The sequence below is a fragment of the Parasphingopyxis sp. CP4 genome (genome assembly GCF_013378055.1).
Taxonomy (GTDB): Bacteria; Pseudomonadota; Alphaproteobacteria; order Sphingomonadales; family Sphingomonadaceae; genus Parasphingopyxis.
Genome location: NZ_CP051130.1, coordinates 2189827 through 2213532 on the forward strand (window position 1 = coordinate 2189827; position 23706 = coordinate 2213532).

Genomic DNA, 23706 nt, shown 5'->3' on the forward strand with positions numbered 1-23706 from the left:
GGCCGATTATGCGGCGCTACGATGCGAAAACGGGGGAAATGTGACCGATCTTTCGGATAATGACTGGCTGAACCGGCGGTGGTGGATCGGCGTTCTTGCCATCTGGCTGGGTATTTCGGCGGTGATGCTGGTCGTCCGGATGCCGGATATTGCCGCCCTCGCGCTGGGCGATACCGACGATAATCTCCGGCTTGCTCAGGTCCGCGCGTTGCTTGGCGGACAGGCCTGGTTCGACCTCACCCAATATCGGCTCGCCCCTCCCGATGGCGCAAATATTCATTGGTCACGCCTGCCCGACCTTCCGATTGCCGGATTGATCCTGCTGCTCGAGCCGCTTTTGGGTGCGGCAAGCGGTGAACGCTGGGCGGTTGCGCTTGCGCCGCTCATCCCGCTGGCCATCGGGCTCATCGCCATCGCCCTGATCGTCCGTCGGACCGTCAATCCCCTGGCATGGCCGATCGCCATGCTGATCACCTTTTGCGCGAGCATATTGATGCCGATGTGGCTGCCGCTACGGATCGATCATCATGGCTGGCAGCTCGCGCTGCTCGCCATTGCGATTGCCGGGCTGGTCGACCCCAGGGCGGCCCGTGGCGGCGCAACGGCCGGCATTGCCAGCGCGCTGTCCTTCGCCATCGGCCTGGAGATGCTGATCTTCCTGGCGCTTATCGGTGCCGCCATCGCCCTGCTCTGGGTCCGCGATGACACGCAATCGCGCCGCATGGCCGCCTATGGCGCCACGCTGGGCGGCGGGGCTGCCATCGGATTTGCATTGTTCGCGTCGGAGTTTAATCGCCTGCCGGTGTGCGACGCGCTTTCGCCGGTCTGGCTATCGGTTGTCGCCGGGGCTGGCGCGTTTCTGGTGCTCCTCGCCATCCTGCCGCTGCGCAGCTGGATCGCGCGCATCGGTGCTGGCGGCGTGGCCGGTGCGATTATCGCCCTTGGCTTTGCACTCGCCTGGCCTGACTGCCTCGCCCGACCCGAAGGCGTCAGTGCAGAACTGCAATCTATCTGGCTCGACAATGTGCAGGAAGCCCGCCCCGTATATCGCCAAGGCTGGCGCCGGGCCTTGCTGATCATGGCCCTGCCCCTCAGCGGCCTTGCTGGCTATGCGATCGCGATTGTTGGCGCGAGATCCGAGAAACGCCCGGTTGCGCCTATCATTGCACTGGCTGCGCTCGCGCTTGTCGCCTTCACCTTGCTCTTCTGGCAGGTTCGCACGGCCCCGGCAGCCCAGCTGCTCGCCGTGCCCGGTGCAGCAATGCTTGGGCTCTACTTACTCCCGCGTTGGAGGCGCTCTTCACAGATGCTGGTGCGCGTTGGCGGCACGTTCGTCGCATTGTTCTTGATAACCGGCCTTTGGGCGATGGGGCCGATTGCCGCCTTCCCTGATGCCGACAACGACGCAGCGCCAAACGAAAGCGCAAGCACGGGCCCCAGCTGCCCCGATGAAAGCGCCTATGCGCCGATCCGCGCCCTGCCCGATGCGACAATCCTCACAACAATCGATATGGCACCGCGACTGATTGTAATGACCCGCCATCGCGGTATCGCCGGCCCTTATCACCGCAACGGCGCGGCAATGCTGGATGTATTCTACGGTTTGCGCGGCGACGAAAACCGCCTGCGCGAGACCATCGCCCGCTATGATATCGGCTATATCCTGATCTGCCCGGGCATGTCCGGAGAAGTCCATTATGGCCGCGACGATCCGGGCAGCAATTATGCGCGGTTGCTCGCAGGAGATGTGGCTGCCGGGCTCGAACCGGTCAGCCTGCCAGACGATTCTCCCTTTATGCTGTTCCGGGTAGAGTAATCCCGAACGCGCCGACGAGACCGTCGATCACAAATTGGGTGGCGAGAGCAGCCAACACCACGCCCAGCAAGCGCGTTATTACCGCCTCGATCCGCTGACCCAGAAGCCGCATGAGCGGGCCCGCCGCAAGCAAGGCTGCCAAGGTCAGCAACAAGATCACGCCCAGCGCCGCGAGGACAACAAGCGATTCCTCCAGTCCCTCACTGCGCGCTTGCAGCAGCATGACCGCCGCAATCGTACCAGGCCCGGCAATCATCGGCATGGCCATTGGGAAAGCCGAGACATCTTCGATTTCCGGCGTATCAATAATCTTCTGCGCGCGATCTTCGCGGCGCTGGGTGCGTTTTTCGAAGACCATTTCAAAGGCGATCGCGAAGAGCATCAAACCGCCAGCGATGCGGAAGGCATCTAGGCTGATGTGCAGAGAACCGAGCAACTCTTCGCCAAGCAGCGCAAAAAATACGAGGATGATCGACGAAATGACAATCGCGCGGATCGCCATCACCCGCCGTTGTCGAGGTGTCGCTCCGGTCGTCAGGCTGGCAAAGATCGGCGCATTGCCTGGTGGATCGATGATCACGAAAAAGGTGATCAACGCAGAGACGAAAAGCTCGATCACAGCCCGTCCACACGAGCAAGGCCCGCGCGAGCACGAGCGGCGACAAGCGTGTTGCGCAGCAATACCGCGATCGTCATCGGCCCGACACCGCCCGGTACCGGGGTGATCGCTTTGACATGCTCGGCTTCGGCAAATGCCACATCGCCGACGAGCTTGCCCTTCTTGCCCTCTTCGGTTGGCGGCATCCGGTTGATCCCGACATCGATGACAACCGTATCGCGTTTGAGCCAATCGCCCTTGACCATCTCGGCCCGGCCAACCGCGGCCACGACGATATCGGCGTTGCGTACAATATCGGGAAGGTTGCGGGTTCGGCTATGCGCGACTGTCACCGTGCAATTCGCATTGACCAGCAATTGCGCCATCGGGCGGCCGACAAGCTGCGAGCGCCCAACCACCACCGCATCGAGGCCGGTTAGATCGCCGATCCGATCATGCAAGAGCATCATGCAACCGAGCGGTGTGCAGGGCACAAGGCCGTCTTCATTGTTCGCCAGCCGGGCGACATTGGCATCGGTCAGACCATCGACGTCCTTGGCTGGATCGATGGCCGCAACCGTCGCGGCTTCATCAAGACCGTCGGGAAGCGGCAGCTGGACGAGAATACCATCGACAGCGTCATCGTTATTGAGCTGTTCGACTAACGCAATCAGATCGGCTTGGGATGTGGAGGATGGCAGGACATGCTGGAAGCTTTCCATACCGGCAGCGATCGTTGCCTTGCCCTTCGAGCCAACATAGACCTGGCTTGCCGGATCATCGCCGACCAGAATGACAGCGAGGCCGGGCTTCCGCCCTGCCTCTGCGACGAAATCGGCGACATGCGCGGCAATCCGTTCGCGCAGCTGCGCGGCAAATGCCTTGCCGTCGATAATCTCTGCGCTCATGCCCCCTCCTTGCGCGCCCTAGAGGGCAACAGCCTGGAGCTGCATGCTCATCAGGAACCGCGCGAGCAGATGCAAAAGCAGGATTACGACAATCGGTGAGAAATCGATCCCGCCGAAATCCGGCATGATCGCCCGAACCGGCTTGTAAAACGGATCGGTAATGCGCTGCAGCAGGTAGAGAAACTGGCGCATTCCCTCATTATAGGTGTTGATGACATTGAAGGCGACAAGCCAGCTGAACACCGCCTGGGCGATAATCACCCAGATCATGATGTTGATCAGCAAAATTACAATGCCAAGCAGTTCGGCAACCATCAGCAATACTCCTCGGGAGCGATCTATCGCATCTAGCGATTGTGCCTTACCGATTCAACACACCGATCCACCGGCGGCCGTAAATCAGCTGGAGCGGATCATGGTACCCGCGCCCTGACGGGTGAAGATTTCAAGCAGCATTGCATGGGGCACGCGCCCGTCGAGAATGACAGCAGCGCTGACCCCGGTACCGACTGCATTGACGCAGGTTTCGAGCTTGGGGATCATGCCGCCGGATACTGTGCCGTCCGCCTGCAGATCGGCAATCGAACTGGGCGTCAGATCGGTCAGAAGATCGCCCGACTTGTCGAGCACGCCCGGAACATCGGTTAGCAGGAACAGCCGCGCGGCATCCATCGCACTCGCCACCGCACCAGCCATGGTGTCGGCGTTGATATTATAGGTTTGCCCTTCGCGATCGACGCCGACGGGTGCAATCACCGGGATCATGCCGGCATCCGAAATCGTATCGATGACGCTGCGATCGACCACCGCCGGCTCACCGACAAAACCGAGATCAACCACCCGTTCGATCAGGCTTTCCGGATCGCGAACGGTGCGCGTGACCTTCTCGGCCCGTACAAAACCACCATCTTTGCCGGAAATGCCAATCGCCCGACCGCCCGCCTGGTCGATCCAGCTCACCAGCTCTTTGTTAATCGCACCCGACAGAACCATTTCGGCAATCCGCGCGGTCTCATCATCGGTGACGCGCAAACCTTCGACAAATTCGCTTTCGACACCGAGCTTTTCGAGCATCGCGCCGATTTGCGGACCGCCACCATGGACAACGATCGGGTTGATACCGACCGCCTTCAGGAGGACGATATCTTCGGCGAACTCGCGCGCGGCCTTGGCATCGCCCATGGCATGGCCGCCATATTTGACCACGAATGTCGCCCCGGCGAAGCGTTGCATATAGGGAAGCGCCTCGACCAAGGTCTCTGCCTTGGTGAGCTGGGCCGGGTCTGGTGCGTGGGCGTCTGTCATGCGGGACTGCCTAACGGCGCTTGGCCTGCAAAGTAAAGCGCGCGGATCAGAGCGACATTTGCGCGAAACAGGCCCGCACTTCATCAACAAAGGCCTCGGGCCGCTCCATCGCCGCGAAATGCCCGCCGCGTTCAACGCTATTGAAATGGACGATATTCTTGAACCGGGTCTCCGCCCAACGCCGCGAGGCGCGCATGATTTCATGCGGGAACAGGCTACATCCGCTGGGCATGGTGATGGGCTCGAGGTTCGGCTGGGCGAAGCTGTGCCAATAGAGCCGTCCCGACGAAGCACCCGCATTGTTGAGCCAATAGAGCATCACATTGTCGAGCAGATGATCGCGGCTGAAGACATTTTCGGGATGGCCGCCATTTTCCGGGCCACAATCGGACCAGTCATGGAACTTCTCGACAATCCAGGCCATCTGGCCGGAGGGAGAATCGGCGAGCCCATAGCCGAGGGTTTGCGGCTTGGTGCTTTGCTGTATCGAATAGCCGGCGCCCTTGGCCCGATAGAGGGCGAGGCGCGCCATCGCCGCTTTCTCTTCCTCGGTTGGGTCCTGCATCACTTCCGGTGGCGGGGCGGCGACGATCATGTTGACATGAATGCCCTTGCACCCGCCCTTGTCCTGCGCGCCAATTGCGGAGGTGACCATTGAACCCCAGTCCCCGCCTTGCGCAAACCAGGCATCATAACCCAGCGCGGTCATCAGCTCATGCCAGGTCTCGGCAATCTTTTCGATCGACCAGCCGGTCACCTTGGGCTTGCCGGAAAATCCATAGCCAGGGAGCGAGGGTATCACGAGATGATAGGCATCGTCTGCCGTGCCGCCATGGGCGACGGGATCGGTTAGCGGCCCGATCACATCCATGAATTCAAGCACCGATCCCGGCCAGCCATGGGTCAGCAACAACGGCCGCGCGCCAGCCTCATTCGACCGGATATGGAGGCAATGGATATCAACGCCGTCTATCTCGACCAGATGGTTGGGATAGGCATTGAGCGCAACCTCGCAGCGGCGCCAGTCATAGCTGTCCCGCCAATAGGCGACGAGTTCTTCGACATAAGCGAGCGGAATACCCTGGTCCCAATCATCGACGGTTTCTTTCTCGGGAAAACGGGTGAGCGCCAGCCGCGCCTTGAGATCGTAGAGCACATCCTCGCCAATATCGATCGTGAGATCCCGAACCTCAGCCGTCATGCCTCTTCTCCTCTGCGAATCACCGTCACCCGGTGCCAGTCGATTTCACTGCCACCATGCTGGAGGCCCGGGCCGGTCTCAACATCAAAAGCCGCCCAATCCGCCGCCTGCGCATAGGCGGCGCGCAACCAGGGGATATCGGGATAGTTGAAATAGCGGCCATAATCGTCCCGCCCTTCGGCTGTACCGGCCTTGTAACTGGCGAAAAAGCGGCCCCCGGGCTTCAACGCCCGATGAATGCGCGCGAGGATTGCGGGCAGGTCAGCCCGAAACACATGGAGGAGGCAAGCGCTGGCCCAGACGCCGTCATAAAGCCGATCGACGTCGAGCTCGTCGAACCGCATCAAGCGCACCGGGTGATCGATATGGGCACGTGTCAGCGGAACCAGTTCGGGGCAGCCATCGGTTGCATCAAGATCAAAGCCCGCCGCAATAATCGCCTTGCTATCCCGGCCGGCGCCGCACCCAAGCTCCAGCACCGAACCGCCCGCGGGCAAGGCCGCGAGAAAGGCCTCCAGCTGCGGCGTGACCCCGATCGACTTGTCGACATTGGCGAGCACCGACCATTTGTCCGCGTAGAATTCACGCGTCGCAGGATCTTGGCCGGACGTCACCGGGTCGGCTTGGGTTGGTCACCCGAATAATCATAGAAACCACGCCCAGTTTTGCGGCCGAGCCAGCCGGCTTCGACATATTTGACCAGCAGAGGTGCCGCCCGGAATTTCGGATCGCCGGTGCCTGCATAGAGCACATTGGTGATGTGGAGACAGGTATCGAGTCCGATAAAATCAGCAAGCGTCAGCGGACCCATTGGATGATTGAGGCCAAGCTGGCAGGCGGCGTCGATATCCTCGATATTCGCCACACCCTCACCCAGCGCAAAACAGGCTTCGTTGAGCATCGGCAGCAGGACGCGATTGACGATGAAGCCGGGCGCATCATTGGCGTGCACGGTGCGCTTGCCGAGCGCAGTGGCATATTTCTCGACCCGCTCGACAGTATCATCGGATGTCGCCAGCCCGCGAATGACTTCGATCAACCCCATCAGCGGGACGGGATTGAAGAAATGGACGCCGATAAAGCGCGCCGCATCAGTCGATGCCTGGGCAAGCCGGGTGATCGAGATGGAGGATGTGTTCGATGCGAGGATCGCGTCATGGCCCAATATCTTGCCGACCTGCTCGAAGATCTGGCGTTTGATATCTTCGCGTTCGGTCGCGGCCTCGATGATCAGGCCCGCTGTCGCCATCGGCGCAAGGTCGCCAACCGGCTCAATGCGGCCCATCGCAACTTCCATCGCCTGGGCTTCGAGTTTTTCCTTTTCAACCAGCCGCGCCAGCTGGTGCGCGATCACATCGCGTGCTTTTTCCGCGACCTCCAGACTGACATCGGAAAGGTACACATGATAGCCGGCCTGCGCCGAAACCTGGGCGATGCCTGCGCCCATCTGCCCTGCTCCGATAACACCGACTGACTGCATGATTTTCCTTTCAACTGTGATCCGCGTCACTATCGTCTAAGGCCGCGCTCGGCTAGACCGAGACCATGGCTTATGGATTTTTCGCGCTGATCGCGGCGGCCTCCGCCGCACCTTCTCCCATCGGCGAACAACGCAATTTCGGCGACTGGGCCGTGGGTTGCGACAATGGCTGGGCATGCGAGGCCATTTCCCTGGCATCGGAAGACTGGAGCATCGGCGACGGCATCTCGATCACCGTCCGGCAGGGCGGTGGAGCGAACGGATATAACCGTCTCGGCCTACGCGCATGGGAGGAAGTGGCCGGCAACCGCATCGCGCTCCATATCGATGGCGAAGAAGCAGCGATTGCCACACGCTCCGAAGGCGATGAGCTGTATCATTTCGATCCGGAGATCGTGCAAAACCTTCTCTATCGCATCGCTTTTGGCGAGACGGCTGAGCTGTTCGATGGCGATGGCGGCTCGCTTGGATCGGTATCGCTCAGCGGCTCGCGCGCAGCCCTGCTCTATATTGAGGATCGGCAAGGCCGGGCGGGAACTGTCACCGCCTCGGCGATGGTCGGCGATGAAGCGGCCTCGACCATCCCCGAACCGCCAGCGATACCAGTCGTCGACGCCATGCCCGTCGCCGATCGGTCGAGCGATACCGCGACCGCGCTGTCAGACGCTGAACTGGCCAGCATCCGGCCGACGATCGAATGCGATTATGGCTATGAGGATCCGCTCCCCAATCGCGCAGAAATCCTGTCCGATGCCGCCGACCTGATCCTGATCGGATGCAGCCGCGGCGCTTATAATTTCAGCGATATCGCCTTTGTCCGGCGGGACGGCGCATTGACCCCGGCCCGGTTTGATCATGTCTTCGCCTGGGGCGAGACGGCGGAGATGCCATTCCTCGTCAATACCCATTGGAACCCGGATCGCGGGATACTGAGCACCTATGCCAAGGGGCGCGGGATTGGCGATTGCGGGACAGCCGAACAATTTGTCTGGGATGGATCGATGTTCCGGCTGATCGAACGGCGCGAAATGAACAGCTGTCGCGGAAGCATCCATTGGATCACCGTCTATCGCGCCAATGTCCGATGGGTGAACCCTTAGGGCGCGGTGCGTTTCGGCTGGGCTTCCGCCAATAGCAGCGCAAACTGGTCTTCCGGATCGGTCCATTCTTCGGTGACCGTCCAGCCACCCGCACGCAGCAGGATACGCGCATCGCGTGGGCCATATTTATGGCTGTTTTCGGTGTGGATGGTATCGCCTGTGGCCATCGCAAAACTCTGCCCGGCCACGGTGAAGCCCACATCGCTTTGCGCTTCGATATGCATTTCGATCCGGGCGAGCATATCGTTCCAGATAGCCCGGTGCCGGAACGCGGCGATCGGAATATCACCATCCAGCTCCCGATTGATCCGCTCGAGCAGGTTGAGATTGAATGCAGCGGTTACGCCTGCGCTATCATCATAGGCGCGAACCAGCGTTTCTTCATCCTTGATCCGATCCATGCCGATCAGCAGTAGCGATCCGGTACCTAGCGTCGCCTTCATCGCGCGCAGGAAATCGACGGCCGAGGGCGGGATGAAATTGCCGATCGTCGAGCCGGGGAAAAAGCCAAGCTTGGGAATACCATCAATCTCACCGGGCAAGGACACAGGCTGGGTAAAATCCGCTTCGACGGGCCGAACATCGAGACCGGGGAAATCACCGCTCAAGGCCTTGGCGGAATCGCGCAGGAAATCACCGGATATGTCAATTGGCACATAGGCAGCGGGCTGGATCGCGTTGAGCAGGAGCGGCGTCTTGGACGACGAACCCGAGCCGAACTCGACGACCGCCTTGCCGGGGCCAACCGCCGCCGCAATATCGCTCGATCGCGTATCGAGTATCGAACGCTCGACCCGGGTCGGGTAATATTCGGGGAGATCGGTGATATCCTCGAACAGTTCCGAGCCACGGCGATCGTAGAACCAGCGCGCCGGAATGGCCCGGGGGCGGCTTTCGAATCCGGCAAGCACATCCCGGCGAAAGGCGCGGTCAACGCCCGCTTCATTTTCGATATCAGCCATATTAGAGATCCCGGGCGAGGCGCAATCCGGCATATTGCCAGCGCATATGGGGATAGAAGAAGTTGCGATATGTGGCGCGTCCATGGCCGCGCGGTGTGGCGCAGCTCGCACCCTTCAGCACATACTGCCCGACCATGAATTTGCCATTATATTCGCCGACCGCGCCCTCGGCGGCGCGAAATCCGGGATGCGGTTGATAGGCGCTGCCGGTCCATTCCCAGACATCACCGAACATCTGGCGGAGGCCCGTGCCGCTGGGCACTGGCTGGGTACGAACATCGCCGGCCTGGTCGAGCTGATTGCCAGCGCTCGAATCAAGCGACGCAGCCGCCACTTCCCATTCGGACTCGGTCGGCAAGCGAAAGCCGGTCCAGCGCGCAAAGGCATCGGCTTCATAGTAGCTGACATGGCAAACCGGGGCTGCGAGATCGATCGGCCGCGCACCGGCAAGACCAAAGCGATACCATTGGCCGTCATCGCGCTTGCGCCAATATTCGGGCGCGACAATGGCTTCTTCCTGCACCCAGCGCCAACCATCGGAGAGCCACTGGCTAGGGTCCGCATATCCACCATCCTCGATGAACGCGATCCATTCGGCATTGGTGACCAGGCGATCCGCCAAGGCATGGCCATTGAGATAGACGCTGTGGCGCGGTCCTTCGCAATCAAAGGCAAATCCGGTCCCGTCCCAACCAATCTCGGCCTTGCCGTGATGACCTTCGATCCATTGCAGTTCGCCAGGTATCTCGGGATTGCCGAGCGGCGTTGCAGAAAACATCGCCGGTTCGATCGGATTTTGTGCAAATAGATGCTGGATATCCATGAGCAGCAATTCCTGATGCTGCTGCTCATGGTGCAGGCCAAGCTCCACCAGCGCTTCCACCTCGGCGCCCAGGTCCGGCAAGGCAGCAGTCAGTGCCTCATCGACATGCGCGCGATAGGTGCGGATCTCATCCAGGCTGGGCCGGGTCAGCATGCCACGTCTGGCACGAACATGCCGCTCGCCCTCCGCTTCATAATAGCTGTTGAACAGGAACGGCCATTTACTGTCGAAAAGGGCATAGCCCGTCACATGATCGCGCAGGATGAAGGTTTCGAAAAACCAGGTTGTATGGGCGAGATGCCATTTCGCCGGCGACGCATCGTCCATCGACTGGACACTGGCATCGGCGTCGGAGAGCGGCGCGGCCATCGCTTCGGTCAGCGCGCGGACATCGGCAAAGCGCTGGCCAAGGCTGGAGGCAGCAAGGGAGGAAGGAGCGCGCGTCGCCATGATCAATCCCTTTTCATCCCTGTTCGCGCGGCAACCGTCAACTGACACGCTCCCGCAATTCTCGCGCCTGAACGCTTTCTGATACCCGTTGGCCTTACGCCGAAACCGTTTTCGTTTCTTGGCCGAAAATTTGCACCTTAGTGGCGATAATATGCGCTAATCTGTAGAACATAACACGAACATTGTGTGCAGGAAAGGTGGCCTCAGCGCGTAGCGCCCGGTTTCCACAATATTTCGCCGCTTTCATTCGCATTAATCGCCCGCGCCATTACGAACAAATGATCCGAGAGGCGATTGATATAGGCCAGGGCCTGCGGATTGAGGCCGGTATCCGCAGCCGCCGCAACCGCCATCCGCTCCGCCCGACGTACAATTGCGCGTGCCAGCATAACCGCGGCGGCTGCCGGCGCGCCACCCGGGAGGATGAAGCTGGTCAGCGGTTCGAGCTGCGCATTCATCTCGTCAATTTCGTCTTCAAGGCGCGCGACCTGATCCGCTGTCACCCGCAACGCCATCTCCGAGGGCTCAAAATCATCGCCGGGCGTCGCCAGATCTGCGCCGAGATCGAACAGCTCGTTCTGGATCCGCGCGAGCATGCCCTGCCACGGCTCCGCGACCGTGGCGGCCAGCGCGACGCCGATTGCGCTATTGGCTTCGTCGACATCGCCAATTGCCGCCATTCGGGCATCGGCTTTGGAGACGCGCGATCCATCGACCAGCCCGGTTTCCCCAGCATCGCCGGTCCGCGTGTAAATCTTGGTAAGCTTGACCATCGGGGTTAGTCCTCCACGATGTGAGGCAAAGCCTGTTCGCCGCTACTAACGCGACAGCAACAGCAGGAGGACGACGATCAGCACGGCCGCGGCCTGCATCACGATCCGACCCTGCATCGCCTTATTCTGCTTGAGGCCCGACTGGTTCGGGCCATCGCCCATCAGATCCGCTTCGGTCGTACGCAAAAAAGCGACGATGCCGCGAATGAGGAAAAAGACCGTCGCGATCATTGCCGCGACCAGAAGAATGGTGAGGAATATCTGCATGCGCGTAATGTAGGCCCGCAGCCGCGCAATACTAGCCTGAACTTTGGAACGGGGTAAGCGAGAGGGTCAGTCGCTCGGCTCAAACCCGCTGATATCGGGGGGATCAGACCGTAGTGCAGCGCAGATCGCCGAAGCGCTCACACCGGCATTGCGCAGCGCGGCCAGCGATCGGGCATTGTCGCGCTTGGCGAGGCGCTTGCCAGCACCATCGGTAATCAACCGATGGTGATGATAACGCGGCACCGGGAGATCGAGCAGCTGTTGTAACAACCGGTGGACATGAGTTGCGGCGAACAGATCCATGCCGCGCACCACATCGGTGATGCCCTGCGCCGCATCGTCGACCACCACGGCGAGATGATAGGAGGTCGGGACGTCCTTGCGCGCCAGCACGACATCGCCGTGAATTTCCGGCGTCGCCACTTGCTCGCCCTCACCAGCATCGCGCCAGTGCGGCTCTCCCGCCACCGATACCGCTTTGGCCATATCGATCCGCCAGGCATGGGGCTCTGACACCAATCGCTCTTCTCGCTCAGCATCCGACAAGGCCCGGCACGTTCCCGGATAGAGCGGCCCATCCGGCCCTTGTGGTGCGCTGGCACTGGCCGCGATCTCGGCGGCGATCTCCTTGCGCGTACAGAAACAGGGATAAACAAGGCCCCGCGCCTTGAGCGTTTCAAGCGCATCTCGATAGGCATCGAACCGATCGGACTGGCGCATCGGCTCAGCCGCCCATTCTATCCCGAGCCAGTGCAGATCCTTCTCGATCGCATCATAAAATTCCGCGCGCACCCGGCCGGTATCGATATCCTCGAAACGCAACAGGAAACGGCCGTCGGTCGCGCAAGCCAGATCATGAGCACGCAGCGCCGAATAGCCATGGCCAAGATGCAGCAAGCCGGTCGGACTTGGGGCAAACCGCGTGATCATTGAGCGGGCCGGTTCATCAGTCATCCGCATATTCCTGAAGTCGCTACTTGACCGCGAGTCGCGTCTGGTGTTGTCATCATCCCGTCACGGTAATCTGTCTAAAGCCGTGACAACAGATGGAAGAACCGGTTGGCCGGTTTCTTTCGTCCTGGGTGTGACAGGTCGAAAGGCGCTGGTTTTGCGGGTTCGCAAAGCTGGAGACGTGTCGGCCCATGTATCACCCTGATCTCATCCGCCATCCGGATAGCTGCCCGGCGCTCGTGCTGAACGCGGATTACACACCGCTATCCTATTATCCGTTGAGCCTTTGGCCCTGGCAAACGGCGATCAAGGCCATGTTCCTCGATCGCGTCAATATCGTCGAAAATTACGAACGCGAAGTGCATAGCGCCTCGCTGACGATGAAGATTCCGAGCGTGATCGCGCTCAAACAATATGTCCGGCCCAGCGAATATCCGGCATTCACGCGGTTCAACCTGTTCCTGCGAGATCATTTCACCTGCCAATATTGCGGGCGGCCAGAAGATCTGACGTTCGATCATGTCGTGCCGCGCCGACTGGGCGGCAAAACCACTTGGCAAAATGTCGCCACGGCCTGTGCGCCCTGCAATCTCAAAAAGGGCGGACGGACGCCGAAACAGGCCAATATGCGCCTCACGGTACCGCCACACCGGCCAACGACCTGGCAATTACAGCAGCATGGCAAGCAATTTCCGCCCAATTATCTCCATGATAGCTGGCGCGACTGGCTCTATTGGGATGTCGAACTGGAAGAATAAGCTGACAAGAACAGCCTAGTTGACCGGCGTTACCGTCACAAAAACTGAAAGCCCAGGTGCGGGATCTTCCGGCACGGCGTTCGCCGGTATCCGCTGTGCATCCGCGCGGCCGCGATTGGCGATCGCCTGTGGCACACCCGGGCCTAAGTAAAGCTGATCAGCACGACCCAGAAGCAAAGTTTCGCCGATTGTCAGATCATGCGGATCGGCGGAGCGCAGCTGGACGACCTCCAATTGGTCATGGCCCTGATGGCTGCTCGTTTCATCGCCATCGATCCAGCCGTCGACATCCTGCGGCGCATGGGGCGCAAGCGGATCGAGTGCCGCGCCATCATCGAGCGCCGCATCGATTGCACGGCGTCGGTCCGCGGCATCCGGCCATTTCGCCTTAATATCGGGTCGCTTGTCGCGCAGCCGCCGGGCGATCGCGCCAAGCCGGGCCGGGAGCAATTGCTCCAATCGTTGGCGTAGGGCCTTGGCCATCCCTGCCGAAGCGCCTCCGGTGCCGATGGCGACAAGCACAGGATCGCGATCAACAATTGCAGGCAAGGTGAAATCACATAGCTTCGGCCGGTCAACGGCGTTCACGAGAATACGCCGCTCTTTCAAGCGTGCCACGGCGGCTTCGGCTTCGGCATCATCTTCGATGGCGACAACCGCGATTGCCGCATAGTCGGCCTCGCCAACAATGTCCGCGCCAGCGCGTTCCAAGATTAGCCGTTTCGCATCTGCCGCCTCACCCTCACCGAGCAATATTACCGGGCGATTCAGGAGGCGCAGGAAGATCGGGAGACTCTGCATGAGACGCTATATAGCAGGTCCGGCGAGAGGGTCGAAGGCCTTTGTCGTGCCTCGGAAAGCTGCGATTAACGATGCCTGTCGCTAGAGCGTTGCGACAAAGGCGCGCACATCATCCGCGATATCATCATGATCAAGCGCCAGGGCGATATTGGCATTGATGAATCCCGACTTGCTGCCGCAATCGAACCGGCGACCGCCAAAGCGATACGCGTGGAAAGGCTGATCGCCGATCATCTGCGCCATGGCGTCCGTTAGCTGGATTTCATTGCCGGCTCCGCGTTCCTGATCTTCCAGCACGCGCATCACTTCGGGTTGCAAGATATAGCGACCGGGAATCATCAGATTGGACGGTGCGGAACCCTGGGCAGGCTTTTCAACGAGCCCCTTGACCTCAACCAACGGCCCATTCTCTTCGCCCGGGTCAACAATCCCGTAATTATGCGTCTGATCGGCCGGGACTTCATAGCCGCAAACGATATTGCCTTCGGTTTGATGATAGGCGTCGACCATCTGCTTCATGCAGCCCGGCTCGCCGATCATCAGCTCGTCCGCGAGAAAAATCGCGAACGGCTCGTCGCCAACAATATGCCGCGCGCACCAGACCGCATGGCCGAGCCCAATCGGTTCTTGCTGGCGAACATAAGCTACGTCGCCCGGCCGAAAGCGCGTGCCGGCGATTGCATCATTGGCCTTACCGCGATCAGCCATGGTGGTCTCGAGCTCATAGGCGATATCGAAATGATCCTCGATTGCCGACTTCCCCCGGCCTGTAACAAAGATCATCTCTTCAATCCCGGCCTCGCGCGCTTCTTCGACCGCATATTGAATGAGTGGCTTGTCGACGACCGGGAGCATTTCCTTTGGAATCGCCTTGGTCGCGGGGAGAAAGCGCGTGCCAAGTCCACCGACCGGGAAAACGGCTTTGCGAATGGGTTTCATCGGACGATTTCCTTATTCTCTCAGTCGTTCAAGAAGTTGGGCACATGCTCGGCAGCGATCAGCGCATCGGGCAAGACCCGCTCCGCGACAATGGCGTACTGATCGCCATCGACCATTACCTCGGGCACCAATGCGCGGCTATTATAGGTGCTCGCCATGGTCGCGCCATAGGCGCCAGCGGTTCTGAATATCGCAAGATCATCGGCTTTCACCGCATCGATATCGCGGCCCATTGCGAAGGTATCACCGCTCTCGCACACCGGGCCGGCTATATTGGCGAGCATACGCTCCCCGATAGGCTCAACCGCTTCGAAATCATGCCAGGCATCATACATTGCGGGGCGCGCAAGATCGTTCATTGCGGCGTCGACAATCACATAGGGGCGGACGACACCGGGCTTCACCCAGATCACCCGGGTCAGCAAGACGCCCGCATTGCCGACAATCACGCGGCCGGGCTCAAACATCAATGTGACGTCCCAATCCTTGGTCACGCGGGCGACCATCTCGCCATAAATGGCCGGCGATGGCGGAACCTTGTCCCGCTCATAGGGCACGCCGAGCCCGCCGCCGAGATCGACACGCTCGATCTGATGGCCCGCAGCGCGAAGCTGCATGACAAGGCCACCGACCTTGGCAAAAGCCTGTTCGATTGGCTCGAGATCGAAGATCTGGCTGCCGATGTGAAGCGCCAGCCCGCGCATCGCGAGCCCGTCCAATGCGGCAAGCCGCGTATAGATTTCCGGTGCCTCATCGATCGGCACGCCGAACTTGTTTTCCTTCAGGCCGGTCGAGATCTTCGCATGGGTACCGGCATCGACATCGGGGTTGATGCGCAACACGGCAGTGGCGGTTTTGCCCATAGCGCGCGCAAATTCGGCAATCGCCACGCCTTCTTCTTCCAGCTCGATATTGAACTGACCGATCCCGGCATCAAGCGCTTCGCGCAGTTCGTCGCGGGTCTTGCCGACGCCGGAAAAAACGATATCGGCTGGCGCCATGCCCGACGCGAGCGCGCGCTTCATCTCTCCAACTGAGACGATATCGGCACCGAAACCTTCGCGTGACAAGACGCGCAGTACGGCAAGGTTCGGATTGGCCTTGATCGCAAAGGCGATATGGACGCGTGGTAAGGCGGACAGCGCATCACGGAACACCCTTGCATGGCGTTCAAGCGTGGCGCGCGAATAGACATAGACCGGCGTACCCACTTCCTCGGCGATCCGGGTCAGCGGCACATCTTCGGCATGCATGACGCCGTCGCGAAGGGAAAAATGGTCCATGGATCAACCGGGCGGCGGCAGGTCGAAGGGATCGTCTTCGCGCTCTTCGGAACGGCGCAAAAGTTCATCGACACGCTCGGGCCGCTGCTGGGTCGAGGGCTCGAGCAAATCATCGGTCGTCGGCTCGGTTTGCGCCATGGCGGGCGCAACTGGCATCCCCTCACCCTGGGCCGGCTGGAGCGGTTCGCGTCCACCACAAGCGGTGAGGATCAATGCGCTGGTCAGGACTATTGCTGTGCGGATCATTCTCCTTGCTCCAACGCTTGCTTCGCCGCGGCAATCCGTGCGCGCACCTGATCGGGTGCGGTTCCGCCATGCGACGAGCGGCTGGCGACGGATGCATCCACGCTCAGCACATCGAACACGCTTTCGCCAATCCGATCATCAATCGCCTGGAGATCAGCAAGCGACAGGTCATCAAGCTTTGCCCCGCGATCATCGGCGAGCTTCACCGCGCTGCCGACGATATGATGCGCTTCGCGAAATGGCACATTGGCTTCGCGGACCAGCCAATCGGCAAGGTCGGTGGCTGTGGCATGGCCGGATTCAGCAAGCGCCCGCATGCGCTCCGGCACGAACGTGGTCGTCTCGACCATTCCGGTCATCGCGGCAAGTGAGAGCGCGAGCAGGTCATGCGCTTCAAACACAGGCGGCTTATCGTCCTGTGTATCCTTGGCATAGGCGAGCGGCAGGCCCTTCATCGTCATCACCAGCGCCGTCATTGAACCGGCAATCCGGCCGGAATGTCCGCGCACCAGTTCGGCTGCGTCAGGATTACGCTTTTGCGGCATGATCGACGAGCCGGTCGAATAAGCATCCGGCAGCGTGATGAAACCAAAGGGCTGGCTCGCCCAGATCACAAATTCTTCCGCAAGCCGCGAGAGATGCAGCGCGCATTGCGTTGCGGCCATCAGATAATCGAGGGCGAAGTCACGATCCGAAACCGCATCGAGCGAATTGTCCGTTGGCCGATCAAAGCCGAGTGCCGACGCTGTCGCTTCGCGATCCAGATCAAATCCGGTGCCTGCGAGAGCCGCACTGCCCAATGGCGATTCATTGAGCCGCGCGCGGGCATCGACAAAGCGGCTGCGATCGCGCCGGGCCATCTCATAATAGGCCATGAGATGGTGGCCGAGCGTCACCGGCTGAGCCGATTGGAGATGGGTGAAACCCGGCATCAACGTATCGGCATGCTCTTCTGCGCGCGCGACAAGGGCGGATTGGAAGGCAGCCAGCCCGGCATCCATGGCGTCGATTGCATCGCGGACCCAGAGCCGGAAATCGGTCGCCACCTGGTCATTGCGAGAGCGGGCGGTATGCAAGCGCCCGGCGACCGGGCCGATCAGCTGGGTAAGCCGATTTTCGACATGCATGTGAATATCTTCAAGATCGAGATCTTCGGGTACGCCATCGGCCTCATATTCTGCGGCAATCGCCTGAAGCCCCTCATCAATTGCCTGCACATCGGCGGTATCAATGATCTTTTGCGCACCGAGCATGGCGACATGCGCGCGGCTTGCGGCGATGTCCTGGCGCCAGAGTCGCTTGTCGAACGGGATAGAGGCATTTATCTCGCGCATGACGGACGCCGGGCCTTCGGCGAAGCGCCCGCCCCACATCTGATTGGCCACTATCTGACTGGCCACTAAATGACTGGAATGACCTGTGCGCTTAGTAATCGTCTTGCTCCTTGGCTTCGCGCCGCTGCTCGCCGCTTGCGATAGGCAAAGCAGCGAAGCCTCGCAAGAAGCCTTATCGGCTCCCGGGATGAACGGTGCACCGCCGGCTTCCCATGGCGGATCGCAGGAAATGGGCAGGGTAAGCATCGAATATCGCGGCCAGCCTGCGCCTGATCTGAGTTTTTCGGACCCGAATGGACGCTCGATATCCTTTGCAGAACTTGAAGGTCAGCCGCTGCTCGTCAATCTCTGGGCCACCTGGTGCCCGCCCTGCATCGCCGAAATGCCGACGCTGGATGCACTGGCCGCCCGTGAAGCCGGAGCGCTGAGGGTCATGACGATCAGCGAAGATCTGCAAGGCGCCGAAGTCGTTACGCCCTTCTTCGCGGAGAATGACTTTGCCGAGCTTGAGCAATGGCTGGATCCGGACAATGCGATGATGGCAGCACTGGCCCTCGACACGCTGCCTGTGACCATCCTCTATGATGCCGAAGGCCGCGAGCTGTTTCGCGTCATCGGCGGAATGGACTGGGCAGGCGAGCGCGCCGATACGCTGATTTCCGGCGCTATCGGCGAGGAATAGCCCCTAGCCGCGCAGCAATTCGTTGACGCTGGTTTTTGACCGCGTTCTTTCATCGACCCGCTTGATGATCACCGCACAATAGAGGCTGGGCGCCAATGCGCCGTCCACCGTTTCGCGATTGGGCGTCGAACCCGACACGACCACCGAATAGGCAGGCACCCGGCCGGTAAAGACCTCGCCGGTATAGCGATCGATAATCTTGGTCGAGGCGGTGATGAAGACGCCCATCCCAAGCACGCTGCCTTCTTCGACGATCACGCCTTCGACAACTTCGGAGCGCGCGCCGATAAAGCAGTTATCCTCGATGATCGTCGGATTGGCCTGGAGCGGTTCGAGCACACCGCCGATTCCGGCGCCGGCCGAGATATGGCAATGTGCACCGACCTGCGCGCAACTGCCGACCGAAGCCCAGGTGTCGACCATCGTGCCGTCGCCGACATGCGCGCCGATATTCACAAAGCTCGGCATCAGCACGACATCCTTGCCGATATGCGCGCCCTTGCGGACGATCGAACCCGGCACTGCGCGAAACCCGGCTTCACGAAACTGGTCGGCATCCCAATCGTTGAATTTCGACGGAACCTTGTCCCACCAATGCCCGCCGCCATTCGATCCCTCGATGAGCTGCATGTCATTGAGCCGGAATGAGAGGAGCACGGCTTTCTTCAGCCATTGATGGACGACCCAGCCTTCGCTGCCGGCCCTGGTCGCCACGCGTGCCTCGCCATTGTCGAGCATAGCCAGCGCTGCCTCAACCGCCTCGCGCAGTTCGCCGCCTGTATCCGGCCCAACACTTTCGCGCCGTTCCCAGCCTTTTTCGATGGTCTGTTCGAGCTGCTTGCTCATGCCGCCTCCACTAATTCGCTGAGCCACGGCGTAACCGCGGCAATTTCATAATCGATATATTCGTCATCATGCTCGTGCGATCCGCTTTCCGAGCCATTATTCACCCAGACCGTTACCATACCCATAGCTTTGGCCGGCCTTAGATTGCGCGCCATATCCTCCACAAAAAGTGCACGGTCAGGCTTAATATTGAATGTGTGACACATGGCGTCATATCCGCTGCGTTGCGGTTTGGGCACATAATCGCACGCATGGATGTCGTGAATCGCCTCAAAACTGGCGCCCAGGCCGAGCCTGTCGAGCACCCGCCGCGCATAGGGGCCATCGCCATTGGTGAACACGAATTTGCGACCCGGTAGCTCGCCGATCGCCTTCACCAGCGCGCGATCCTCGTCGATCACCTCGAGATCGATATCATGGACATAATCGAGGAAATGACCGGGTTCGACGTCATGCGCTTCCATCAAACCAGACAGCGTTGTGCCATGGCTGTGAAAGAAATGCTTCTGGATGCGCCGCGCTTCGACCCGATCCACATCGAGCAGGCCGGAAATATAGTCGCCCATCTTCACATCGATCTGGTCGAACAGCCGCGCGCTTGCCGGATAGAGCGTATTATCGAGATCGAAGATCCAGTGATCGATATGGGAAAGATGCGGCACCATGGTGCTTGCGCTCCTAATGGGCGCGCGGGATTACTGCAAAATGTTTCGCCGGGTTCTCAATGATAGATGCAGTTGCTTCCCGGTTAAGCGGCCTCGCGCTGGGCCGGCATTTCCATCTCTATCGGGAGCGAGCGATAGCCATGGAGACCCAGCCGCGGAATCCAATCGCGGTCCGCAATTGGTTGGGGAACCCGCAGGTCCGGCCAGCGACGGAACAGGCGTTCGAGCGCGATCTGTCCCTCGGCTCTCGCCAGATGCAACCCAAGGCAAAGGTGGATGCCGCCGCCAAAGCCCGCATGCCGTTGCGGCCGCTCTCGCCAGATGTCGAAGACCTCCGGATCCTCGAAAACGGCCGGATCGCTATTCGCCGAAGCGAGACAGGCCATGATACGATCGCCGCGTTTCAGCTGCGCGCCGTGAAAGTCGATATCGGCGCGCACGATCCGGGGCTTGGTCATCTGGACGGGAGAATTGTAGCGCATCAGCTCTTCGACGGCCGGGGCGGCGAGCGACCAATCAGCCTGCAGCGCGGCGAGCTGGTCCGGGTGTGCGCACAGGGTAGCGATCCCGGTGGAGACCAGATGGGTGGTCGTTTCATGGCCCGCGAAAAAGAGGATCGCGACCATGGCTACAAGCTCATCCTCGCTCATCCGGTCACCATCGGCTTCGGCATTGACGAGATCGACGAGCAAGCCTTCGCGCTCGCCATTGCGCGCAGCGGCGATTTCGCTTCGGATATAGCGGATCATGCGCCCAAGCGCCGGCATCGTCCTGAGAATTGTCCAGATGCCGACCGACCGTGTCATCTGGTCGGTCCAGTCCATGAATTGCTGTTTGTCATCGCCGCCCAGTCCCAGCATCTCGCAGATTACAAGCAGCGGCAGCGCGCGTACATAGCCATTGACGATATCGCGATTGCCCTCGGCTTCCATGCGATCGAGCAGGCCATCTGCCAGCGTCGCGATCTGCGGCCGATAGGCGGTAATGCTCCGCGCGAGGAACGGCGCGTCCACCAGCTTGCGCAATCGGCGATGGTCAGGATCGTCCATCATCAGCATATTTTCGCCAAGTAGTCTGAGGTTTTTCGGCATCCAGCGCGGCACCGTCGATTTGCCGCCGGGCACATTGCGTCCGTCCGAAGCGAAGAGATCCGCGCCCTTGAGCATATCGGTTACCGCCGCATGGCTGGTCGCGAGCCAGACCCGACCCATCAGCGGCACCTTGATCTCGATCACCGACCCCGTATCGCGCAGCGCCGCCAAGGTCGGAAAGGGGTCGCGCATGAAAGCTACGCTCTGGAGGTCAAATTTATGCGTCATGGTTCGCCTTTCGCCGGTGCTGACTAGTATAACAGTCAGTCCGTAACGGCCAAAGGTTCACCGGAATGGGGAATTTTTCGCGCCGCTAGACGGTGAAGCTTTCTCCGCACCCGCAGCTGCCGGTGGCATTGGGATTGTCGAACACGAAGCCAGCGGTGAAATCATCCTCTTTCCAGTCCATCGTCGAACCAATCAGATAGAGGACCGAAGCCGCATCGACATAGAAATCGCCGCCGGGAGTCACGATCTTCTCATCCATCGGATCGGCTTCGCTGATATAATCGACCGAATAGGCGAGGCCTGAACAACCCCGTTGCGGGGTGGATAGCTTCACGCCGATCGTGCCCTCCGGGGCCTTTGCAAGCAGATTGGCTATGCGCGTATTTGCCGAGTCAGTCAGTGTGAGTGCGGCGGGTATCTCGCGGATCGTGGTCGCCATTACAGCATCCCCAGTTCGAGTTTGGCTTCATCGGTCATCTTGCTTGGGTCCCAAGGCGGATCCCAGACGAGATTGACTTCGGCATGGCCGACACCGGGTACCGAGCCGACGCGCAGCTCGACCTCGCCGGGCATGGTTTCGGCTACCGGACAATGCGGCGTTGTCAGCGTCATCGAGACAAAGGCCTCGGCATTATCGCTCACTTCCACACCGTAGATCAGGCCAAGATCATAGATGTTCACCGGGATTTCGGGATCGTAAATTTCCTTGATCGCCGCGATGATATCGTCGCGCAGATCGCCGCTGCTCGACGGTTCTTCCTTCGGCTGCCCAGCCAGGAAACCTTCGAGATAGTCTTTCTTGCGGTTGAGCTTGGCGGCATCGCTTTCGGCTTCGTACGGAGACGGCGCCACGACAGTGGTTTTCACAGCATCAGCCCCGTCCTCGTTACCCTTGGCGTCCTCGACATGATCGACGCGCGCCTTGGCGGGCTTGTCGACGGCATCGACTTCTTCGACACTGATCTTGCGTTCTTCGTTCATACCAAGCCTCTATCCGAATATCCGGGTGACGCGTTCAATGCCCTTCACAAGGGCGGTGACATCGTCGCTGTTGTTATAGACTCCAAAACTTGCCCGGGCCGTGGCGTCGACCCCGAGATAGGCCATCAAGGGCTGCGCACAATGATGGCCAGCGCGGATTGCCACGCCCTCTTCATCCAGGATCGTACCGATATCGTGCGGGTGCACACCTTCGATACCGAAGCTGACAATACCGGCAGCATCATCGGGCCCGTAGAGCCGGACGCTGTTGATCTGGGAAAGCGCATCGCGGGTTTCCGCAACCAGCTCTGTCTCGCGCGCATGGATCGCGTCGAGACCGAGATTGGTGACATAATCGATCGCGGCATGAAGCCCGAGCGCGCCGACAATATGCGGCGTACCGGCTTCAAAGCGTTGCGGTGCAGGAGCATAAGTCGTGCCGGAAAAGCTGACCTTGTCGATCATCGATCCGCCACCTTCCCAGGGCGGCATTCCGGCGAGAATTTCGCTCCGCGCCCAGAGCGCGCCGATGCCGGTCGGGCCGTAAAGTTTATGCGCGGAAAAGACGTAAAAATCGCAATCGAGCGCCTGCACGTCGACAGACATACGCGGAACAGCCTGGCAGCCATCGATCAGCAGTTTCGCACCGACAGCATGGGCAAGCTGAGCCGCGCGCGCGACATCGAGATGCGAACCCAGAACATTGGAGACATGGGCGAGCGCGACCAGCTTGTGATGCGCAGTGAGCATATCGGCCATGGCATCAAGATCGATCCGGCCATCTTCGGTCAGCGGTGCGACATCGATCTCGGCACCAACCCGCTCGGCGAGCAGCTGCCAGGGCACGATGTTCGAATGATGCTCAAGCTCGGACAGCATGATGCGATCGCCCGGGCCGAGATTTTGATTGCCCCAGCTATGCGCGACAAGGTTGATCGCCTCGGTCGCGCCGCGGGTGAACACGATCTCGCTGTCTGACGCGGCGCCGATAAATTCACCGACCCGTCGCCGGGCGGCCTCATAGGCCAATGTCATATCGGCCGAGCGCGAATAGACACCGCGATGGACGGTCGCATATTTTTCGCCATAGCCGGAATTGATCGCATCGATCACGGCCTGTGGCTTCTGCGCCGTGGCTGCCGTATCGAGATAGCGCCAGCCATCACCGATCCCCGGGAAATCCGCGCGGATATCATGTGGCAAAGAGGCGGGCATCAT

Annotated in this window: 27 protein-coding genes; 4 read left to right on the plus strand and 23 right to left on the minus strand. The window is 60.4% G+C overall.

All coding sequences use genetic code 11. The features are described from left to right. Positions 1-40: 40 nt before the first annotated feature. Positions 41-1816 (plus strand): AcrB/AcrD/AcrF family protein, encoded by a 1776-nt coding sequence (locus HFP51_RS10620; protein ID WP_176875694.1) that lies wholly within the window; start codon positions 41-43, stop codon positions 1814-1816. On the opposite strand, the gene HFP51_RS10625 is transcribed toward HFP51_RS10620, so the two are convergent. From HFP51_RS10625 to HFP51_RS10655, 7 genes are all read right to left on the minus strand, one after another. Then, positions 1794-2435 (minus strand): MarC family protein, encoded by a 642-nt coding sequence (locus tag HFP51_RS10625; protein WP_176875695.1) that lies wholly within the window; start codon positions 2433-2435, stop codon positions 1794-1796. The two genes, HFP51_RS10620 and HFP51_RS10625, sit on opposite strands and share 23 nt — an antisense overlap. After that, positions 2432-3322 carry a bifunctional methylenetetrahydrofolate dehydrogenase/methenyltetrahydrofolate cyclohydrolase FolD gene (gene folD, locus HFP51_RS10630; protein ID WP_176875696.1) on the minus strand — a complete coding sequence of 297 codons (891 nt, stop codon included), beginning with the start codon at positions 3320-3322 and terminating at the stop codon, positions 2432-2434. The genes HFP51_RS10625 and folD overlap by 4 nt, the downstream gene beginning before the upstream one ends. Before the next feature lie 18 nt (positions 3323-3340). Further along, positions 3341-3637, minus strand: coding sequence for a YggT family protein (locus tag HFP51_RS10635; RefSeq protein ID WP_176875697.1), 297 nt, complete (start codon positions 3635-3637; stop codon positions 3341-3343). Between the two features lie 84 nt (positions 3638-3721). Beyond that, positions 3722-4627, minus strand: a complete 906-nt coding sequence (gene argB / locus HFP51_RS10640) for an acetylglutamate kinase (protein WP_176875698.1) — start codon at positions 4625-4627, stop codon at positions 3722-3724. A gap of 46 nt (positions 4628-4673) precedes the next feature. Beyond that, positions 4674-5828: an epoxide hydrolase family protein gene (locus tag HFP51_RS10645; RefSeq protein WP_176875699.1), complete on the minus strand. Its 1155-nt coding sequence runs from the start codon at positions 5826-5828 to the stop codon at positions 4674-4676. Continuing rightward, the gene (locus tag HFP51_RS10650) at positions 5825-6442 is read right to left on the minus strand and encodes a bifunctional 2-polyprenyl-6-hydroxyphenol methylase/3-demethylubiquinol 3-O-methyltransferase UbiG (RefSeq protein WP_255454641.1); all 618 of its coding nucleotides are present in this window, start codon (positions 6440-6442) and stop codon (positions 5825-5827) included. Before HFP51_RS10650 ends, HFP51_RS10645 begins: the two co-directional genes overlap by 4 nt. Continuing rightward, positions 6439-7308, minus strand: coding sequence for a 3-hydroxyacyl-CoA dehydrogenase NAD-binding domain-containing protein (locus HFP51_RS10655; RefSeq protein WP_176875700.1), 870 nt, complete (start codon positions 7306-7308; stop codon positions 6439-6441). Before HFP51_RS10655 ends, HFP51_RS10650 begins: the two co-directional genes overlap by 4 nt. 65 nt (positions 7309-7373) lie before the next feature. On the opposite strand from HFP51_RS10655, the gene HFP51_RS10660 reads away from it, so the two are divergent. After that, a complete protein-coding gene (locus tag HFP51_RS10660; RefSeq protein ID WP_176875701.1) occupies positions 7374-8408 on the plus strand; it encodes a DUF1176 domain-containing protein in 1035 nt (344 codons plus the stop codon). On the opposite strand, the gene egtD is transcribed toward HFP51_RS10660, so the two are convergent. The 5 genes from egtD to gluQRS all read right to left on the minus strand — a co-directional run bounded on the left by egtD (position 8405) and on the right by gluQRS (position 12637). Continuing rightward, a complete protein-coding gene (gene egtD, locus HFP51_RS10665; RefSeq protein ID WP_176875702.1) occupies positions 8405-9370 on the minus strand; it encodes an L-histidine N(alpha)-methyltransferase in 966 nt (321 codons plus the stop codon). The genes HFP51_RS10660 and egtD overlap by 4 nt on opposite strands. A 1-nt stretch (position 9371) precedes the next feature. Beyond that, a complete protein-coding gene (gene egtB / locus HFP51_RS10670) occupies positions 9372-10643 on the minus strand; it encodes an ergothioneine biosynthesis protein EgtB (protein WP_176875703.1) in 1272 nt (423 codons plus the stop codon). Between the two features lie 203 nt (positions 10644-10846). After that, complete coding sequence (locus tag HFP51_RS10675) at positions 10847-11416, minus strand: cob(I)yrinic acid a,c-diamide adenosyltransferase (protein ID WP_176875704.1); 570 nt, start codon at positions 11414-11416, stop codon at positions 10847-10849. Positions 11417-11461: 45 nt separating this feature from the next. Next, positions 11462-11683, minus strand: a complete 222-nt coding sequence (locus HFP51_RS10680) for a twin transmembrane helix small protein (protein WP_176875705.1) — start codon at positions 11681-11683, stop codon at positions 11462-11464. Positions 11684-11749: 66 nt separating this feature from the next. Further along, positions 11750-12637 (minus strand): tRNA glutamyl-Q(34) synthetase GluQRS, encoded by an 888-nt coding sequence (gene gluQRS / locus HFP51_RS10685; protein ID WP_176875706.1) that lies wholly within the window; start codon positions 12635-12637, stop codon positions 11750-11752. A 188-nt stretch (positions 12638-12825) separates the two neighbouring features. Here gluQRS and HFP51_RS10690 point away from each other — a divergent pair, with 188 nt between their 5' ends. Beyond that, complete coding sequence (locus tag HFP51_RS10690) at positions 12826-13392, plus strand: HNH endonuclease (protein ID WP_176875707.1); 567 nt, start codon at positions 12826-12828, stop codon at positions 13390-13392. A gap of 15 nt (positions 13393-13407) precedes the next feature. Here HFP51_RS10690 and HFP51_RS10695 read toward each other — a convergent pair whose 3' ends face one another. The 5 genes from HFP51_RS10695 to argH form a co-directional block, all read right to left on the minus strand. Continuing rightward, complete coding sequence (locus tag HFP51_RS10695; protein ID WP_176875708.1) at positions 13408-14193, minus strand: bifunctional precorrin-2 dehydrogenase/sirohydrochlorin ferrochelatase; 786 nt, start codon at positions 14191-14193, stop codon at positions 13408-13410. Positions 14194-14274: 81 nt separating this feature from the next. Further along, positions 14275-15132, minus strand: coding sequence for a UTP--glucose-1-phosphate uridylyltransferase GalU (gene galU, locus HFP51_RS10700; protein WP_176875709.1), 858 nt, complete (start codon positions 15130-15132; stop codon positions 14275-14277). A 20-nt stretch (positions 15133-15152) separates the two neighbouring features. Beyond that, entirely contained in the window at positions 15153-16415 is a 1263-nt protein-coding gene (gene lysA / locus HFP51_RS10705; RefSeq protein WP_176875710.1) for a diaminopimelate decarboxylase, read from the minus strand. Positions 16416-16418: 3 nt separating this feature from the next. Further along, the gene (locus HFP51_RS10710) at positions 16419-16661 is read right to left on the minus strand and encodes a hypothetical protein (protein ID WP_176875711.1); all 243 of its coding nucleotides are present in this window, start codon (positions 16659-16661) and stop codon (positions 16419-16421) included. Beyond that, complete coding sequence (argH, locus tag HFP51_RS10715) at positions 16658-18034, minus strand: argininosuccinate lyase (protein WP_176876654.1); 1377 nt, start codon at positions 18032-18034, stop codon at positions 16658-16660. Before argH ends, HFP51_RS10710 begins: the two co-directional genes overlap by 4 nt. Before the next feature lie 46 nt (positions 18035-18080). Between argH and HFP51_RS10720 the strand changes: the two genes are divergently transcribed. Continuing rightward, positions 18081-18677 carry a TlpA disulfide reductase family protein gene (locus HFP51_RS10720; RefSeq protein WP_255454642.1) on the plus strand — a complete coding sequence of 199 codons (597 nt, stop codon included), beginning with the start codon at positions 18081-18083 and terminating at the stop codon, positions 18675-18677. A 3-nt stretch (positions 18678-18680) separates the two neighbouring features. Here HFP51_RS10720 and dapD read toward each other — a convergent pair whose 3' ends face one another. From dapD to HFP51_RS10750, 6 genes are all read right to left on the minus strand, one after another. Next, positions 18681-19523: a 2,3,4,5-tetrahydropyridine-2,6-dicarboxylate N-succinyltransferase gene (dapD, locus tag HFP51_RS10725; protein WP_176875712.1), complete on the minus strand. Its 843-nt coding sequence runs from the start codon at positions 19521-19523 to the stop codon at positions 18681-18683. After that, complete coding sequence (locus HFP51_RS10730; protein ID WP_176875713.1) at positions 19520-20188, minus strand: pyrimidine 5'-nucleotidase; 669 nt, start codon at positions 20186-20188, stop codon at positions 19520-19522. The genes dapD and HFP51_RS10730 overlap by 4 nt, the downstream gene beginning before the upstream one ends. An 83-nt stretch (positions 20189-20271) precedes the next feature. Beyond that, on the minus strand, positions 20272-21507 hold the full coding sequence (locus HFP51_RS10735; RefSeq protein ID WP_176875714.1) for a cytochrome P450: 1236 nt from the start codon (positions 21505-21507) through the stop codon (positions 20272-20274). An 85-nt stretch (positions 21508-21592) separates the two neighbouring features. Next, positions 21593-21946 carry an iron-sulfur cluster assembly accessory protein gene (locus tag HFP51_RS10740; RefSeq protein ID WP_176875715.1) on the minus strand — a complete coding sequence of 118 codons (354 nt, stop codon included), beginning with the start codon at positions 21944-21946 and terminating at the stop codon, positions 21593-21595. After that, positions 21946-22488, minus strand: a complete 543-nt coding sequence (locus tag HFP51_RS10745) for an SUF system Fe-S cluster assembly protein (protein ID WP_176875716.1) — start codon at positions 22486-22488, stop codon at positions 21946-21948. The genes HFP51_RS10740 and HFP51_RS10745 overlap by 1 nt, the downstream gene beginning before the upstream one ends. Positions 22489-22497: 9 nt before the next feature. Beyond that, complete coding sequence (locus tag HFP51_RS10750) at positions 22498-23706, minus strand: aminotransferase class V-fold PLP-dependent enzyme (RefSeq protein WP_176875717.1); 1209 nt, start codon at positions 23704-23706, stop codon at positions 22498-22500.

Excerpts from the sequence above, each read along its gene's own strand:
- HFP51_RS10635 (WP_176875697.1), bottom strand. The coding sequence starts at position 3,637 with ATGGTTGCCGAACTGCTTGGCATTGTAATTTTGCTGATCAACATCATG.
- egtB (WP_176875703.1), bottom strand. The coding sequence starts at position 10,643 with ATGGCGACGCGCGCTCCTTCCTCCCTTGCTGCCTCCAGCCTTGGCCAG.
- HFP51_RS10730 (WP_176875713.1), bottom strand. The coding sequence starts at position 20,188 with ATGGTGCCGCATCTTTCCCATATCGATCACTGGATCTTCGATCTCGAT.
- argH (WP_176876654.1), bottom strand. The coding sequence starts at position 18,034 with ATGTGGGGCGGGCGCTTCGCCGAAGGCCCGGCGTCCGTCATGCGCGAG.
- lysA (WP_176875710.1), bottom strand. The coding sequence starts at position 16,415 with ATGGACCATTTTTCCCTTCGCGACGGCGTCATGCATGCCGAAGATGTG.
- HFP51_RS10660 (WP_176875701.1), top strand. The coding sequence starts at position 7,374 with ATGGCTTATGGATTTTTCGCGCTGATCGCGGCGGCCTCCGCCGCACCT.
- HFP51_RS10655 (WP_176875700.1), bottom strand. The coding sequence starts at position 7,308 with ATGCAGTCAGTCGGTGTTATCGGAGCAGGGCAGATGGGCGCAGGCATC.
- HFP51_RS10645 (WP_176875699.1), bottom strand. The coding sequence starts at position 5,828 with ATGACGGCTGAGGTTCGGGATCTCACGATCGATATTGGCGAGGATGTG.
- gluQRS (WP_176875706.1), bottom strand. The coding sequence starts at position 12,637 with ATGACTGATGAACCGGCCCGCTCAATGATCACGCGGTTTGCCCCAAGT.
- dapD (WP_176875712.1), bottom strand. The coding sequence starts at position 19,523 with ATGAGCAAGCAGCTCGAACAGACCATCGAAAAAGGCTGGGAACGGCGC.
- HFP51_RS10750 (WP_176875717.1), bottom strand. The coding sequence starts at position 23,706 with ATGATGCCCGCCTCTTTGCCACATGATATCCGCGCGGATTTCCCGGGG.
- HFP51_RS10740 (WP_176875715.1), bottom strand. The coding sequence starts at position 21,946 with ATGGCGACCACGATCCGCGAGATACCCGCCGCACTCACACTGACTGAC.
- HFP51_RS10695 (WP_176875708.1), bottom strand. The coding sequence starts at position 14,193 with ATGCAGAGTCTCCCGATCTTCCTGCGCCTCCTGAATCGCCCGGTAATA.
- HFP51_RS10710 (WP_176875711.1), bottom strand. The coding sequence starts at position 16,661 with ATGATCCGCACAGCAATAGTCCTGACCAGCGCATTGATCCTCACCGCT.
- HFP51_RS10680 (WP_176875705.1), bottom strand. The coding sequence starts at position 11,683 with ATGCAGATATTCCTCACCATTCTTCTGGTCGCGGCAATGATCGCGACG.
- egtD (WP_176875702.1), bottom strand. The coding sequence starts at position 9,370 with ATGGCTGATATCGAAAATGAAGCGGGCGTTGACCGCGCCTTTCGCCGG.
- folD (WP_176875696.1), bottom strand. The coding sequence starts at position 3,322 with ATGAGCGCAGAGATTATCGACGGCAAGGCATTTGCCGCGCAGCTGCGC.
- argB (WP_176875698.1), bottom strand. The coding sequence starts at position 4,627 with ATGACAGACGCCCACGCACCAGACCCGGCCCAGCTCACCAAGGCAGAG.
- HFP51_RS10690 (WP_176875707.1), top strand. The coding sequence starts at position 12,826 with ATGTATCACCCTGATCTCATCCGCCATCCGGATAGCTGCCCGGCGCTC.
- HFP51_RS10745 (WP_176875716.1), bottom strand. The coding sequence starts at position 22,488 with ATGAACGAAGAACGCAAGATCAGTGTCGAAGAAGTCGATGCCGTCGAC.
- HFP51_RS10675 (WP_176875704.1), bottom strand. The coding sequence starts at position 11,416 with ATGGTCAAGCTTACCAAGATTTACACGCGGACCGGCGATGCTGGGGAA.
- galU (WP_176875709.1), bottom strand. The coding sequence starts at position 15,132 with ATGAAACCCATTCGCAAAGCCGTTTTCCCGGTCGGTGGACTTGGCACG.
- HFP51_RS10735 (WP_176875714.1), bottom strand. The coding sequence starts at position 21,507 with ATGACGCATAAATTTGACCTCCAGAGCGTAGCTTTCATGCGCGACCCC.